Source organism: Microbacterium sp. 1154, assembly GCF_031455375.1.
Taxonomy (GTDB): domain Bacteria; phylum Actinomycetota; class Actinomycetes; order Actinomycetales; family Microbacteriaceae; genus Microbacterium.
The window spans coordinates 59,928-74,445 of record NZ_JAVDSN010000002.1 but is presented as its reverse complement, the minus strand read 5'-3'; the positions used below and the strand labels follow the sequence as shown (position 1 = coordinate 74,445).

The 14,518-nt window shown below is 70.1% G+C and carries 13 protein-coding genes; 11 read left to right on the top strand and 2 right to left on the bottom strand.

Translation table 11 applies throughout. The features are described from left to right. Positions 1-31: 31 nt before the first annotated feature. Genes ileS through ndk form a run of 4 tightly spaced genes read left to right on the top strand, consistent with a single transcriptional unit; the run spans position 32 to position 5,645 of the window. Entirely contained in the window at positions 32-3,466 is a 3,435-nt protein-coding gene (ileS, locus tag J2X55_RS09530; protein ID WP_309823097.1) for an isoleucine--tRNA ligase, read from the top strand. After that, positions 3,463-4,815, top strand: coding sequence for a folylpolyglutamate synthase/dihydrofolate synthase family protein (locus J2X55_RS09525; RefSeq protein ID WP_115918092.1), 1,353 nt, complete (start codon positions 3,463-3,465; stop codon positions 4,813-4,815). The genes ileS and J2X55_RS09525 overlap by 4 nt, the downstream gene beginning before the upstream one ends. Beyond that, on the top strand, positions 4,803-5,225 hold the full coding sequence (locus J2X55_RS09520; protein WP_115918094.1) for a DUF4233 domain-containing protein: 423 nt from the start codon (positions 4,803-4,805) through the stop codon (positions 5,223-5,225). Before J2X55_RS09525 ends, J2X55_RS09520 begins: the two co-directional genes overlap by 13 nt. Positions 5,226-5,228: 3 nt before the next feature. Further along, positions 5,229-5,645 carry a nucleoside-diphosphate kinase gene (gene ndk, locus J2X55_RS09515; protein ID WP_055954335.1) on the top strand — a complete coding sequence of 139 codons (417 nt, stop codon included), beginning with the start codon at positions 5,229-5,231 and terminating at the stop codon, positions 5,643-5,645. Positions 5,646-5,804: 159 nt separating this feature from the next. Here ndk and J2X55_RS09510 read toward each other — a convergent pair whose 3' ends face one another. Further along, positions 5,805-6,401, bottom strand: coding sequence for a vitamin K epoxide reductase family protein (locus J2X55_RS09510; protein WP_309823094.1), 597 nt, complete (start codon positions 6,399-6,401; stop codon positions 5,805-5,807). 330 nt (positions 6,402-6,731) lie between these two features. On the opposite strand from J2X55_RS09510, the gene J2X55_RS09505 reads away from it, so the two are divergent. Continuing rightward, on the top strand, positions 6,732-9,359 hold the full coding sequence (locus tag J2X55_RS09505; RefSeq protein ID WP_309823093.1) for an Rne/Rng family ribonuclease: 2,628 nt from the start codon (positions 6,732-6,734) through the stop codon (positions 9,357-9,359). Between the two features lie 70 nt (positions 9,360-9,429). On the opposite strand, the gene J2X55_RS09500 is transcribed toward J2X55_RS09505, so the two are convergent. Then, complete coding sequence (locus J2X55_RS09500; RefSeq protein WP_309823090.1) at positions 9,430-9,705, bottom strand: DUF4031 domain-containing protein; 276 nt, start codon at positions 9,703-9,705, stop codon at positions 9,430-9,432. A gap of 214 nt (positions 9,706-9,919) precedes the next feature. Between J2X55_RS09500 and rplU the strand changes: the two genes are divergently transcribed. From rplU to J2X55_RS09470, 6 genes are all read left to right on the top strand, one after another. Beyond that, complete coding sequence (gene rplU, locus J2X55_RS09495; RefSeq protein ID WP_055836929.1) at positions 9,920-10,228, top strand: 50S ribosomal protein L21; 309 nt, start codon at positions 9,920-9,922, stop codon at positions 10,226-10,228. 18 nt (positions 10,229-10,246) lie between these two features. Next, the gene (gene rpmA / locus J2X55_RS09490; protein ID WP_055836932.1) at positions 10,247-10,507 is read left to right on the top strand and encodes a 50S ribosomal protein L27; all 261 of its coding nucleotides are present in this window, start codon (positions 10,247-10,249) and stop codon (positions 10,505-10,507) included. Between the two features lie 93 nt (positions 10,508-10,600). After that, positions 10,601-12,145 (top strand): GTPase ObgE, encoded by a 1,545-nt coding sequence (gene obgE / locus J2X55_RS09485; protein ID WP_309823088.1) that lies wholly within the window; start codon positions 10,601-10,603, stop codon positions 12,143-12,145. Further along, on the top strand, positions 12,142-12,987 hold the full coding sequence (proB, locus tag J2X55_RS09480) for a glutamate 5-kinase (RefSeq protein WP_309823086.1): 846 nt from the start codon (positions 12,142-12,144) through the stop codon (positions 12,985-12,987). The genes obgE and proB overlap by 4 nt, the downstream gene beginning before the upstream one ends. Then, positions 12,984-14,243, top strand: a complete 1,260-nt coding sequence (locus tag J2X55_RS09475; protein WP_309823084.1) for a glutamate-5-semialdehyde dehydrogenase — start codon at positions 12,984-12,986, stop codon at positions 14,241-14,243. The genes proB and J2X55_RS09475 overlap by 4 nt, the downstream gene beginning before the upstream one ends. Positions 14,244-14,293: 50 nt before the next feature. Further along, positions 14,294-14,518, top strand: a complete 225-nt coding sequence (locus J2X55_RS09470) for a hypothetical protein (RefSeq protein WP_115918108.1) — start codon at positions 14,294-14,296, stop codon at positions 14,516-14,518.

The window sequence follows — 14,518 nt, the reverse complement described above, 5'->3', positions numbered from 1 at the left end:
CCCGCAGGTGGATCCCAACCTGCGGAGAGTCATGACCTACCCACGCCCCTCATCCTTCGGCCCCGCCGCCGAAACGTCGAACGCGACCCCGGATGCCACGACCCCGGCGCCCGGCCAGAGCGCCGCGACCGCGGCATCCGTCGTCCCGAGCCCCCGCTTCCCGGCGATCGAGAACGACACCCTGGCGTTCTGGAAGAGCGACGACACCTTCCGCGCCTCGATCGCGAACCGGGAGGGCGCCGAGGAGTGGGTGTTCTACGACGGCCCGCCGTTCGCGAACGGCCTGCCGCACTATGGCCACCTGCTGACGGGCTACGCGAAGGACGTCTTCCCGCGCTTCCAGACCATGCGCGGCAAGAAGGTCGACCGCGTCTTCGGGTGGGACACCCACGGACTCCCGGCCGAGCTCGAGGCGATGAAGCAACTCGGCATCACCGAGAAGGACGAGATCGAGGCCATGGGCGTGGCGACCTTCAACGCCAAGGCCCGCGAGTCGGTGCTGGAATACACGCGCGAGTGGCAGGACTACGTCACGCGCCAGGCCCGCTGGGTCGACTTCGAGCGCGGCTACAAGACGCTCGACACCACCTACATGGAGAGCGTCCTGTGGGCGTTCAAGACCCTGCACGACAAGGGCCTCGCCTACGAGGGATACCGCGTGCTGCCGTACTGCTGGCGCGATGAGACCCCTCTGTCCACCCACGAGCTGCGCATGGACGACGACGTCTACAAGATGCGGCAGGACCCCTCGGTCACCGTGACCTTCCCCCTCGTCGGGGCGAAGGCCGAGGCCCTCGGCCTCACCGGGGTCCGCGCTCTCGCGTGGACGACGACGCCGTGGACGCTCCCGACGAACCTGGCTCTGGCGGTGGGTCCCGGCATCCGTTATGCCGTGATCGAGGGCGGCCCGAACGGCGCCGCCGACGTCCACCGCGCTCCCGACGGCACGCCCGACGAGGCCTTCGAGGCCGTCGCGCACCGCTACCTGCTGGCGGAAGACCTGCTGCCGAATTACGCCAAGGACCTCGGTTACGAGAGTGCGGATGCCGCCCGCGAGGCCGTGCAGACCACGATCCTGGGCGCGGAGCTCGAGGGCGTGTCGTACGACCGCCTCTTCGACTACTACGCCGACGCGTCGGTGTGGGGGACGCAGGACGCGTGGAAGATCCTCGTCGACGACTACGTCACGGTGTCGGACGGCACGGGCATCGTGCACCAGGCACCCGCCTACGGTGAGGACGACAAGCGCCTCGCGGACGCCGCGGGCCTGCCCACGATCATCTCGCTCGACGACGGCGGCCGGTTCCTCTCGGCCGTGACCGACGTGGCGGGGGAGCTGTGGCTCGACGCGAACCGTCCGCTGATCCGTCTGCTCAAGCAGGGCGGACGCCTCTTGCGCGAAGCGTCGTACGAGCACTCGTACCCGCACTGCTGGCGCTGCCGGAACCCCCTCATCTACAAGGCCGTGTCGAGTTGGTTCGTGCGCGTGACCGACATCAAGGACGATCTGCTGGCGAACAACCAGCAGATCACCTGGGTGCCCGAGAACGTCAAGGAGGGCCAGTTCGGCAAGTGGCTCGAGGGTGCGCGCGACTGGTCGATCAGCCGCAATCGCTACTGGGGCTCGCCGATCCCGGTGTGGAAGAGCGACAACCCCGACTACCCGCGCGTCGACGTATACGGCTCGTTGGCCGACATGGAAGCCGACTTCGGCCGCCTGCCGGTGAACGCCGACGGCGAGGTCGACCTGCACCGCCCCTACATCGACGACCTCACGCGCCCCAACCCCGACGACCCGACGGGGCAGTCGACGATGCGCCGCATCGAGGACGTGCTCGACGTCTGGTTCGACTCGGGCTCGATGCCGTTCGCCCAGGTGCACTACCCGTTCGAGAATCACGAGTGGTTCGACGAGCACGCCCCCGCCGACTTCATCGTCGAGTACATCGGGCAGACCCGCGGCTGGTTCTACGTGATGCACGTGCTCTCGACCGCCCTGTTCGACCGTCCGGCCTACACCGGGGTCTCGTGCCACGGCATCGTGCTCGGCAACGACGGGCAGAAGATGTCGAAGTCGCTGCGCAACTACCCCGACGTGCGCGAGGTCTTCGACCGCGACGGGTCGGACGCCATGCGCTGGTTCCTCATGTCGTCGAGCGTGCTGCGGGGTGGCAACCTCGTCGTGACCGAGGAGGGCATCCGTTCGGGCGTGCGCGAGTTCCTGCTGCCGCTGTGGAACGCGTGGTACTTCTTCGCGACCTACGCCAACGCGTCCGGCCAGGGCTACACCGCCGAGTGGCGCACCGACTCCACCGACGTGCTCGACCGGTACATCCTCGCGCTCACCGGCGACCTCGTCCGCGACGTCGCCGCCGACCTCGAGGGTCTCGACTCGACAACCGCGGCCGAACGCCTGCGCGACTTCGCTGAGGTGCTGACCAACTGGTACATCCGGCGTTCGCGCGACCGCTTCTGGGTGGGGGTGACCGACGACCCGACCAGCCGCGAGGCCTTCGACACCCTCTACACGGTGCTCGAGACGCTGACCCGCGTCGCCGCCCCGCTCATCCCGCTCGTGTCCGAGCGCGTGTGGCAGGGCCTGACCGGCGGCCGCAGCGTGCACCTGACCGATTGGCCCGACGCCTCGGTGTTCCCCGCGGCCGAAGACATCCGCACCGCGATGGACACCGTGCGCGAGGTCTCGAGCGTCGCCAACGCGCTCCGCAAGCGCGAGGGCAAGCGCGTGCGCCTGCCGCTGCCGCGTCTGACGGTGGTGACGCCGGATGCCGCGGGCCTGGCGCAGTTCGACGACATCCTGCGCGAGGAGCTCAACGTCAAGACCGTCGAGCAGGTCGCCCTGCAGCAGGGAACGGCGGGGGAGTACGGCATCACCCACCGCCTCTCGGTGAACGCCCGCGCCGCGGGCCCGCGCCTGGGCAAACAGGTGCAGCAGGCGATCAAGGCCGCTCGGGAGGGCGACTGGAGCGAGGTCGACGGACAGGTCGTCGCCGGCGGTATCACCCTCGAACCCGCCGAGTACGAGCTCGTCGTCGAGACGGCGGGTCGTCCGGAGGGCGAGGCGCTGGCCGTGCTCGGCGGCGGTGGTTTCGTCCTGCTCGACACCGTCACCACCCCCGAGCTCGAGGCCGAGGGCCTGGCCCGCGACATGATCCGCGGCATCCAGGACACGCGCAAGGCCGCCGGCTTCGACGTGAGCGACCGCATCTTCCTGTCGCTGACCTTCGTCGAAGACGCCGACGCGCGGGCCGTCGCCCAGGCGTTCGACGTCGCGGGCGTGGCATCCGAGACCCTCGCCGAAGCCGTCGTGCTGGCGGGCCCCGAGGGTCGCCTGATCGAGCGCGGCGACATCGCGCCGGCGGAGTACGAGACCGTCATCGCCGCCCAGACCTACGCGAACGTCGGTGCCGTCACGGTGGCCGTCGCACGGATCGGAGTCCCCGCATGAGCGACCGCACCAGGGCAGACGCCGTCTACAGCGCTCTGCTCGAACGGCAGGGCGAGCAGTGGGTGCAGCCGCGCGTCGAGCGCACGCGACGCGTGCTCGAACTGCTCGCCGACCCGCAGCGCACGTACCGCGTGATCCATGTCACGGGCACGAACGGCAAGACCTCGACCAGTCGCATGATCGAGAGCCTGCTGCGTGCGATGGGGCTACGTACCGGTCTGTTCACAAGTCCTCACCTGGAGCGCTTCACCGAGCGCATCCTGATCGACGGCGAGCCCGTTTCGGATGCCGCGATCGCCGACGCGTGGGACGAGATCCAGCCGTTCGTGCAGATGGTGGACGCCGAACTGGCGTCGGCCGGCGACGCGGCGCTGACGTTCTTCGAGCTCCTCACGGTCCTGGCGTTCGTCGCCTTCGCCGACGCCCCCATCGACGTGCTCGTGCTCGAGGTCGGCATGGGCGGGGAGTGGGACTCGACGAACACCGCCGACGGCGACGTCGCGGTCTTCGCGCCGATCGACATCGACCACACCGACCGTCTCGGCTCGACGATCACCGAGATCGCGACCGTGAAGGCCGGGATCATCAAGCCCGGTGCCGCGGTGGTGTCGGCTCGCCAGCCCGAGGAAGCCCTCCGGGTGATCCGGGCCCGCGCCGAGAAGGAGGGCGCGACCGTCGCCGTCGCCGGCGACGGCTTCGCGCTCGAGGCGCAGACTCTCGCGGTCGGCGGCCAGCAGCTCGACATCCGCGGTGTGGCCGGAACGTACCCCGAGCTCTACCTGCCGCTGTACGGCGCGCACCAGGGCGCCAACGCCGCTCTGGCGGTCGCCGCGGTCGAGTCGCTCATCGGTGGCGGCACCCAGCCGCTCGCGGCCGACGTGGTCGCCGACGGCCTGGGCACGGCCACCTCGCCCGGTCGCCTGCAGCTCATCGGCACCGCGCCGACCGTGTTCGTCGACGCCGCCCACAACCCGCACGGGGCACGCGCCCTCGTCGCCGCGCTCGACGAGTCGTTCGACATCGACGAGTGGGGCGCCGTGGTCGGCATCCTCGAGGGGAAGGACGCCGCCGGCATCATGGCGGCGCTCGTGCCCGGCGTCGCGCGCGTGTTCGCCACCGCTCCCACCAGCGACCGCGCGACCGATCCCGACGCGATCGCCGACCTCGCGGAGGCCGCCGACCTGCCGGTGACCGTGCACCCGACCCTGGAAGATGCCGCCGACGCCGCCCGTTCGTGGGCCGCGGAGTCGGATCGCCGGGCGGTCGTCATCGCCGGCTCGGTCGTGCTGGCCGGGGAAGCCCTGCGCCTGGCCGATCTCGAGGACTGGAAGGCCGGGTGGCAGGAGTGACCACCCGCGAACCGCGCGCTCCGCGCCCGCGTCGCCAGCGAGGTGCCCAGGAGTCGCTCGGTGCCGTCGTCCTCGGCTTCGAGTCGATCATCGTGTTCCTCGGCGGCCTCGTGGTCTACGGGCTGAAGGTGCTGCCGTTCGGTATCGAGCCGTGGTGGGGGATCGTCGGGGGCGTCGTGATGGCGATCGCGATGGTCGCCGTCTCGGGGTCGCTCCGCCACCGCTGGGCGCTGTTCGCCGGGTGGGGACTCCAGGTCGTCCTGCTGCTCGGGGGGTTCCTGGTTCCGGCCCTCGCGGTCGTCGCCGTCATTTTCGGTGGCATGTGGGCGTATGCGACGATCAAGGGAGCAGCGCTCGACAGGCAGAACGCCCGACGCGCCGCATCCCCCGATCTCTCGAACGGAGAATGACCCATGGCTACCGAAGAGACCCTCGTTCTGGTCAAGCCCGACGGCGTCGCCCGCGGCCTGACCGGCGCGATCCTCGCCCGCATCGAGGCGAAGGGCTACGCCCTCGTCGACATCCGCCTCGTCGAGCCCGACCGTGAGACGCTGGCGCAGCACTACGCCGAGCACGAGGGAAAGCCGTTCTACGAGCCGCTCCTCGAGTTCATGCTGTCGGGCCCCTCGGTCGCCATCCGCCTGGCGGGCAACCGCGTCATCGAGGGCTTCCGCTCCCTCGCAGGTACGACCGACCCGACCACCGCCGCGCCCGGCACGATCCGCGGCGACTTCGGCCGTGACTGGGGCCTCAAGGTGCAGCAGAACCTCGTCCACGGTTCCGACAGCGTCGAGTCCGCCGAGCGCGAGCTCGCGATCTGGTTCGCCTGATCCGGGATGCCGTGAAGGCCGCTACCCCGAGGGGTGGCGGCCTTCGTCGTTTCGCGCCGGCGGTCGACGGTACACAGCCGCAGTGATGCGCACGACCTCCACGGCATCCGGAGTTCTCGTCCGGAGGATCCGCGAACGCCGGAGTGACCGCGTCGAGGGTCAGAGCTGCGACAGCACGTCTAGGCGCACCTGCGCGAGCACGGCGACGACGGCGAACGACACGATGGTCATCAGCGGCACCCACGCCATCAGGCGATCGGCGACCTCCTGCACCCGCGGGCGGGGGATGACCCCTTCACGCAGTACGTGCAGCGTGACGACGAAGAACGACGGGATGACGACCGACCAGGTCACCATGCACCAGGGGCAGAGCGTCGCCAGGACGAACAGGCTCTGCCCGATCAGCCAGATGACGAAGCCCAGGGCGAAGACGAAGCCGAGCCAGAACAGGACCCAGAACCACCGTGCGAACCGGGCGCCGGCCAGCAGCGCCATACCGACCACGATGGGCGCGATCCAGGCCGCCAGCCCGATGATCGGGTTCGGGAAGCCGAAGACACTGCCCTGGCTGGACTGGAGGTTCGTCGAACACTGGACCAGCACGCTGAAGTCACAGGATGCCGCTGACCCCGGGTTCATGAGCTGGTGGAAGCGCTCCATGGTCAGCGAGAACGCCGCCCACCACCCCACGACCCCCGCGAAGACCAGCCAGATCGCGACGACGACCGGACGACGGGGGGTGACGGTTTCGCTCATGCCGCGATTCTCTCATCGCCGCGCTATGCGGCCGCTTCGAACGCTCCGGCGGGCTCACGGTGGGGTCGCCGAGCGCGCTCACGGGGCGGTGGACAGGCCGGACCTCGACAGCTTCGCGGGCTTTCCGGCACTTCGTGCGATAATGAAGGCTGATGTGACCGCGGCCGCGCCGCAGGAACATCACCAGAAGACTTCGGGCGATGACCGCCCTTCGCAGCCCGAGCCGCAGGCCGGCTGCAGACCGAGTGAGTTCGCGGCCCCGCCGGGTGCGGCGCCGCATGAGATTTCGTCGGACGACGCGCGGTGTCGTCCGCCAGGGAGTACCCCGACATGGCCGATGTGACAGACGAACAGAACCCCGCCGAAGAGGCGCCGATCTCTCCCGACACCGCAGCTTCCTCCGACGTCGCCCCCGCGGTCGACGAGGAAGAGGCGGCGGTGCAGGATGCCGAGGAGGCCGCCGCCGACGACACCGAGGCGCCCGCGGTGCTCGACGTCGAGGACATCCCCGCGGCGGAGGCCGCGTCGGACTCGGCCTCCGAGGAGCCCGGGGTCGACGCGATCCCGGCCGACGAGGTCGCCGAGCCTTCCGCCGACGCCGAGGACGCGGCATCCGGATCCGTCTCCGCCGACGCCGCGACCGCTGGAACCGAGGTCGACGAAACCGACAAGGCGGAGCCCGAGACTCGGGCCGAGCCTGCAAAGTCCGAGCCCGAGACCCCGGCCGAACCCGAGAAGTCCGAGCCTGAAACTCCCGCCGAGCCCGAGAAGCCCGGCCGTCCGACCGCCGTGTCTCTGGGCCTGCTGCCCGAGAACTTCGTCTCGGCCGTCTCGACCGCGCTGCACTTCTACGCCCCCGCGCTTCCTCCCGTCGTGATCCGCGACGAGGTCGACGACCGCGAAGACGAGGGTCCCTCCGAGCGTGTGTCGGCGAATGCCCGCCGTCGCAACCGCCGTCGAGGGGGACCGAGCGACAACCGCGACGAGGCCCCCGAGGCTCCGTCCGCCCCTCCCGTGCGCCAGCGCGCGGTCGAGGTCATCACCGAGCCGCAGCGCATCAAGGGTTCGACCCGACTTGAAGCCAAGAAACAGCGTCGTCGCGACGGCCGCGAAGCCGGCCGCCGTCGCCCGGTCGTCACCGAGGCCGAGTTCCTCGCCCGCCGCGAGGCCGTCGACCGCGTCATGGTCGTGCGGTCCAAGGCCGGTCGTATCCAGATCGCCGTGCTCGAAGACAACGTGCTGGTCGAGCACTACGTCGCGCGCAATCAGGACGCCTCGCTCATCGGCAACGTCTACCTCGGCCGCGTGCAGAACGTTTTGCCCAGCATGGAGGCGGCGTTCGTCGACATCGGTCGCGGCCGCAACGCGGTGCTGTACTCCGGCGAGGTCGACTGGGACGGCGTCGAGACCAACAACCAGCCCCGACGCATCGAGCTCGCGCTCAAGTCGGGCGACCGCGTGCTCGTGCAGGTCACCAAGGACCCCGTGGGTCACAAGGGTGCGCGACTGACGAGCCAGATCTCGCTGCCGGGCCGGTACCTCGTCTACGTGCCCAACGGCACGATGAACGGCATCTCGCGCAAGCTCCCCGACACCGAGCGCGCGCGCCTGAAGAAGATCCTCAAAGAGGTGCTTCCGGAGTCGTCCGGCGTGATCGTGCGCACGGCGGCCGAGGGTGCCACCGAGGAGCAGTTGACCCTCGACGTGCAGCGCCTGACCTCGCAGTGGGAGCATGTGTCGAGCCAGGTCAAGACCATCCAGGCGCCCGCCCTGCTGCACTCCGAGCCCGACCTCCTGGTCAAGATCGTGCGCGACGTCTTCAACGAGGACTTCACGCGCATGCTCATCCAGGGCGACGAGGCCCTGCAGACCATCTCGTCCTACCTCCAGGGCGTCGCACCCGACCTGCTCGAGCGCGTCGAGAAGTACGAGGGCGAGCAGGACCCCTTCGACGCCTTCCGCGTCACCGAGCAGATCGAGAAGGCGCTCGACCGCAAGGTCTGGCTGCCTTCCGGCGGCTCCCTCGTGATCGACCGCACCGAGGCGATGACGGTCGTCGACGTCAACACCGGCAAGTTCGTCGGCTCGGGCGGCAATCTCGAAGAGACCGTCACGAAGAACAACCTCGAGGCGGCCGAAGAGATCGTCCGCCAGCTGCGGCTGCGCGACATCGGCGGCATCATCGTCGTCGACTTCATCGACATGGTGCTCGAGTCCAACCGCGACCTCGTGCTGCGCCGCCTCATCGAATGCCTCAGCCGTGACCGGACGAAGCACCAGGTCGCCGAGGTCACCTCGCTCGGTCTCGTGCAGATGACGCGCAAGAAGCTGGGCCTGGGCCTGCTCGAGACGTTCAGCGAGGCGTGCGAGGTGTGCGCCGGTCGCGGCGTCATCGTCCACCACGACCCCGTGGCCAAGCACCGTCCCGCGGGATCGTCCAACGGCGGCAGCAACAACGGCAACGGCTCGTCGAACCGTCGCGGTCGTGGCGGCAACAACGGCTCGAACGGCAACGCGTCCAACGGTGCCGGCAACGGCGGCGGCGCGACGCAGAGCGGCGCCGGCGGGAACGGTGGGGGAGCGGCGGCTGCGGCCGGCGGCACCCACGTGATCACCGAGGGGGTCAAGTCGGCTCTCGCGCAGATCGCCGCCTCCACCGTCAAGCCCACCATCGATGATCCCGCCGTCGTCGAGGCGGCGGTCGTGGCATCCGTCGAGGCCGTCCTCGAGTCGAAGAGCGAGTCCGCTCCCGACGCGCCCGCGCCGGCGCGCGAGAAGCGCCCGCGCAAGAAGCGCGAGCCCAAAGCTCCGCGCACCGAGAAGGACGCCCTGCTCGAGTCGGTGCTGGAGGCCCTGCCCGAGCCCAAGGCTCCGGGACAGGGGCGTTCGCGCCGTCGCGTGACCACCGCTGCCCTGACGGGTACTCCGGTCAACGCACAGCCGTCGAGCGAGTCCTGAGGCGGCGCTCGCCCGTGTGAGGGGTCGTCTTCGGTCGCCGAGTTTGCTCGCCGCGACCGAGGACGGCCCCTTACGGCTGACGGCGGCGTTCTCGCGCGGTGATCCGCAAGCCCGAGGCGCGCAGACGCCGCACCAGTTCCTTGCCGCCGACGTGCTCCGCGCCGGCGCGGACGAGGTCGGCATGTCGCTCATCGGGCACGTCATAATGGTCGAGGTCGAACGCGCGGCTCGGGATTCCGGCCGCCGCGGCGAAGGCGTGGAGCTCCTCGAGATCGCTGTCGCTGACCAGATGGGCCCACAGCCGTCCGTGCGCGGGCCACTGCGGGTCGTCGATCAGGATCACCATCTGGAAATCCTACGGTCGACACGCGGGTCGAATGCTTTTGCCGGATGCCGTGAGGTGAGCTAAACTTGACCCTTGGTGCGTCGCGTCCACTCCTGTGAGGAGCGTGACCCCGCGGGTTCTGCCCGCCGGATCGCACCGAGACTTGGGCCGTCAGGCCCTCCCGACGTCATCAGACAACCGGAGCTCCGCGCTCCCGAACGAAAACAGGTGTGAAGTGGTTTACGCAGTTGTGCGCGCCGGCGGCCGCCAGGAGAAGGTCCAGGTCGGCACGGTCGTCGTGCTCGACCGCCAGAAGGCGAAGATCGGCGAGAGCATCCAGCTGCCCGCCGTCCTGTTCGTCGACGGCGACGCGGTCACGACCGACGCCGACAAGCTCGCGAAGGTCTCGGTCACGGCCGAGGTGCTCGGCGAGGAGCGCGGTCCGAAGATCGTGATCCAGAAGTTCAAGAACAAGACCGGCTACAAGAAGCGCCAGGGCCACCGTCAGGACCTCACGCGCGTCAAGATCACCGGCATCAAGTAAGAGCCAGGAGACGCAGAGATGGCACACAAAAAGGGCGCAAGCTCCACCCGTAACGGTCGTGATTCCAACGCACAGCGCCTCGGCGTGAAGCGCTTCGGCGGCCAGGTCGTCCTCGCCGGCGAGATCATCGTCCGCCAGCGCGGCACGCACTTCCACCCCGGCGCCAACGTCGGCCGTGGCGGCGACGACACGCTGTTCGCCCTGGCACCCGGTGCGGTCCAGTTCGGCGCGAAGGGCGGCCGCAAGGTCGTCAACATCGTCACCGCAGCAGCGGAGTAATTCCCGCGCTTCGGCGCACGAGGGGGTGGGCGCTGCCCACCCCCTCTTCTTTTTTCGAGTCGGCTTCGCCGTCCACACCCGGAAGGACCCGCCATGGTCACCTTCGTCGACCGCGTGACCCTGCACTTGCGTGCGGGAAAGGGCGGCAACGGCTGCGTCTCGGTGCGCCGTGAGAAGTTCAAGCCGCTGGCCGGTCCCGACGGCGGCAACGGGGGAAGCGGCGGCGACGTCGTCCTCGTCGCCGACCCGCAGACCACGACCCTGTTGTCGTACCACCACTCGCCGCACCGCTCCGCGGGCAACGGCGGCTTCGGGATGGGCGACCACCGCTCCGGCGCTCTGGGCGAGGATCAGGAGCTCCCGGTCCCGCTCGGCACCGTCGTCAAGGACACCGACGGCAACGTGCTCGTCGACATGCTCACCCCCGGCATGCGCTTCGTCGCAGCTCCGGGCGGCCTCGGCGGCCTCGGCAACGCCGCTCTCGCCTCGCCGAAGCGCAAGGCACCCGGTTTCGCCCTGCTGGGTACCCCCGGGTACGAGGGCGACGTCGTCCTCGAGCTCAAGACCGTCGCCGACGTCGCCCTGGTGGGCTTCCCGTCGGCGGGCAAGTCGAGCCTGATCGCGGCGGTGTCGGCCGCGCGCCCCAAGATCGCCGACTACCCGTTCACCACGCTCCACCCGAACCTCGGCGTCGTGCAGGCGGGCGACGCGCGCTTCACCATCGCCGACGTCCCGGGCCTCATCGAGGGCGCGAGCGAGGGAAAGGGGCTGGGTCTGGAGTTCCTCCGCCACGTCGAGCGCTGCACGGCGCTCGTGCACGTCCTGGACTGCGCCACGCTCGACCCGGGCCGCGACCCGCTGAGCGACCTCGACATCATCCTCGCCGAGCTCGCCGCCTACCCGGTGCCCGAGGGGCAGGTCCCCCTGCTCGACCGCCCCCAGATCATCGCCCTGAACAAGGTCGACGTCCCCGAGGCGCACGAGCTCGCCGACTTCGTGCGTCCCGACCTCGAGGCCCGCGGTTTCCGCGTCTTCGAGATCTCGACCGTCAGCCGGTCGGGCCTGCGCGAACTCACCTTCGCACTGGGAGAGATCGTCGAGCAGCACCGCCTCGCCACGATCGACCAGACGCCTGCCGAGCGGGTCGTCATCCGCCCGCGCGGCGCCGAGAAGGACTTCACGATCAAGGTCGAGGGCGGCACCTACGGTCCCGTGTACCGCATCCTCGGCGACAAGCCGGTCAAGTGGGTCCAGCAGACCGACTTCCAGAACGAAGAGGCCGTGGGCTACCTCGCCGACCGCCTCGCTCGCCTGGGCGTCGAGGACGGCCTGTTCCGGGCCGGAGCGGTCGCCGGTGCGACAGTCGTCATCGGCCCCGGCGACGGCATCGTCTTCGACTGGGAGCCCACCCTCACCTCGGCCGCCGAACTCATGACGGCCCCTCGCGGGACCGACCCTCGCCTGGTTCAGAACTCCCGCCGGACCTCGTCGGAGCGCCGGGCCGAGTATCACGAGCGCATGGATGCCAAGGCCGACGCCCGCGCCGAGCTCGAGGCCGAACGCCGTGCGGCGCGTGCGGCGGGCATCTCGCCCGACGGCGAGTCCTCCGGGCTCGAGTTCGAGGACGAAGAGCGGTGACCGCGTCGACGCGCGCCGACATCCCCGGCGCCGCCCGCGTCGTGGTCAAGGTCGGTTCGTCGTCGATCAGCGGCGACGGTGCGCACCGCATCGACACCATCGTCGAGGCCCTGTCCCGTGCACGGGGTGCGGGCACCGAGGTGGTGCTCGTGTCGTCGGGAGCGATCGCGACCGCGCTGCCCCTGCTGGATCTCGAGGGTCGTCCCAACGATCTGGCCACGCAGCAGGCCGCGGCCGCGGTCGGCCAGAACGTGCTCATGTGGCGGTACCAGACTTCTCTCGACCGCTTCGGCCTGCTCGCGGGGCAGGTGCTGCTCACGGCCGGTGACCTCGAGAACGCCACGCACCGCTCGAACGCCCGCCGCGCCATGGAGCGGCTGCTGGGGCTCGGCATCCTGCCCATCGTGAACGAGAACGACACCGTGGCCACACACGAGATCCGCTTCGGCGACAACGATCGGCTCGCCGCCCTCGTGGCACAGCTGATCGGCGCCGACGTGCTCGTGCTGCTCAGCGACATCGAGACGCTCTTCACCCGGCCGCCGAGTGAGCCCGGTGCGCGCCCGATCACCGACGTCGCCTGGGGCGACGACCTCTCGGACTTCGAGTTCGGCGCGGGCGTCGTCAACGGCGTCGGCACCGGGGGAGCAGCCACCAAGGCCTCGGCCGCGAAGCTCGCCTCGACCGCCGGAGTGGGCGTTCTCGTCACGAGCGCCGACCTGGTGGCATCCGCTCTGTCGGGCCAGGCGGTGGGCACCTGGTTCGCGCCGAATCCCGACCCCGTGACCCTGTCCACCGGCCCCGTGGGCGCCGTGACGCGCGCCGGTACACTGAGCGCATGACCGTGATCGCCGCCTCCGTCGACGAGCGCCTGCGTCTGGCGAAGGACGCTGCGCGCGAGATCGGTCTGCTCGACTCCGCTCGTAAGAGCGCGCTCCTGCACGCGGTCGCCGACGCCCTCGAGGCCTCGTCGACGGAGATCATCGCGGCGAATGCCGACGACCTCGACCGGGGCCGTCGCGACGCCATCGGCGAGGCGCTCCTGGACCGTCTGCGTCTCGATGAGAAGCGCGTGGCAGCCCTCGCGTCCGCCGTCCGCGACGTCGCCGAACTTCCCGACCCGGTCGGTCGCGTGCTCGACCGCCGGACGCTGCCCAACGGTCTCGCTCTCGAGAAGGTCGCCGTGCCCTTCGGCGTGGTCGGCTCGATCTACGAAGCGCGTCCCAACGTCACGGTCGACATCGCCTCGCTCGCCTTGCGCTCCGGCAACGCCGTGGTGCTGCGCGGAGGATCGGCCGCGCAGAGCAGCAACGCGACGCTCGTGCGGGTGATGCGCGACGCGCTGACGAGCCAGGGTGTCAGTCCCGAGGCGATCCAGAGCGTCGACGACTTCGGCCGCGACGGGGCGAAGGCTCTCATGAACGCGCGCGGGCTCGTCGATGTCCTCGTCCCGCGCGGAAGCGCAGGACTCATCGAGACCGTCGTCACCGAATCCACGGTTCCCGTCATCGAGACCGGTGCGGGTGTCGTGCACGTCTACCTCGACGCGACGGCCCGCGACGACTGGGCGCGCGACATCGTCCTCAACGCCAAGACGCAGCGCCCGAGCGTCTGCAACGCCGTCGAGACCGTGCTCGTGCACCGCGCGGCGGCCGGCCGGCTCCTGCCCGAGCTCCTGTCTTCTCTCGACGATGCCGGCGTGACCGTGCACGGCGACGACGAGACGCGCGCGCATCACCCGCGCGTCGTGGCGGCGACCGACGACGATTGGTCCCGCGAGTACGGGACCCTCGATCTCGCCGTCCGTGTGGTCGACGACCTCGACGAGGCGCTGGCGCACATCCGCCGGTACTCCACCCACCACACCGAGTCGATCGTCACCGCCGATTCCGGAGCGGCCGACCGCTTCCTCGCCGAGGTCGACTCCGCGGTGGTGCTGGTGAACGCCTCGACGCGTTTCACCGACGGGGGCGAGTTCGGCTTCGGCGCCGAGGTCGGCATCTCCACCCAGAAACTTCACGCCCGCGGACCCATGGGCCTCGCCGAGCTGACGAGCACCAAGTGGCTCGGGCGCGGCGACGGCCAGGTACGCGTCTGACCGCCTAAAATGGGACGCGCGCCTCGCGCAGACCTCTGATCGGAGCACTGATGACTTTCGTCGCACTTCTGGCCCACGCCGCAGAAGAAGGCGCCCACCACGGCGGCAACGTGCAGCTGCAGACCTTCTGGTACGGCGCTGTCGCGTTCATCGTGTTCGTGTCGCTGAGCCTGGTGACGCTGTCGTACCGCAACGTGTCGAACCGTCACGCGCACAAGGCGGCTGCCTACACCCAGAAGCACGGGACGCCCACCCCCGAGGCGCACGGCCACTGA

Coding starts and splice junctions, on each gene's coding strand:
- J2X55_RS09500 (WP_309823090.1), bottom strand. CDS start 9,705: ATGGTGATCCTGATCGACGACCCGCAGTGGCCCGCGCACGGACGGCTG.
- rpmA (WP_055836932.1), top strand. CDS start 10,247: ATGGCACACAAAAAGGGCGCAAGCTCCACCCGTAACGGTCGTGATTCC.
- J2X55_RS09475 (WP_309823084.1), top strand. CDS start 12,984: ATGACCGTGATCGCCGCCTCCGTCGACGAGCGCCTGCGTCTGGCGAAG.
- obgE (WP_309823088.1), top strand. CDS start 10,601: ATGGTCACCTTCGTCGACCGCGTGACCCTGCACTTGCGTGCGGGAAAG.
- J2X55_RS09505 (WP_309823093.1), top strand. CDS start 6,732: ATGGCCGATGTGACAGACGAACAGAACCCCGCCGAAGAGGCGCCGATC.
- ndk (WP_055954335.1), top strand. CDS start 5,229: ATGGCTACCGAAGAGACCCTCGTTCTGGTCAAGCCCGACGGCGTCGCC.
- J2X55_RS09525 (WP_115918092.1), top strand. CDS start 3,463: ATGAGCGACCGCACCAGGGCAGACGCCGTCTACAGCGCTCTGCTCGAA.
- ileS (WP_309823097.1), top strand. CDS start 32: ATGACCTACCCACGCCCCTCATCCTTCGGCCCCGCCGCCGAAACGTCG.
- J2X55_RS09470 (WP_115918108.1), top strand. CDS start 14,294: ATGACTTTCGTCGCACTTCTGGCCCACGCCGCAGAAGAAGGCGCCCAC.
- J2X55_RS09510 (WP_309823094.1), bottom strand. CDS start 6,401: ATGAGCGAAACCGTCACCCCCCGTCGTCCGGTCGTCGTCGCGATCTGG.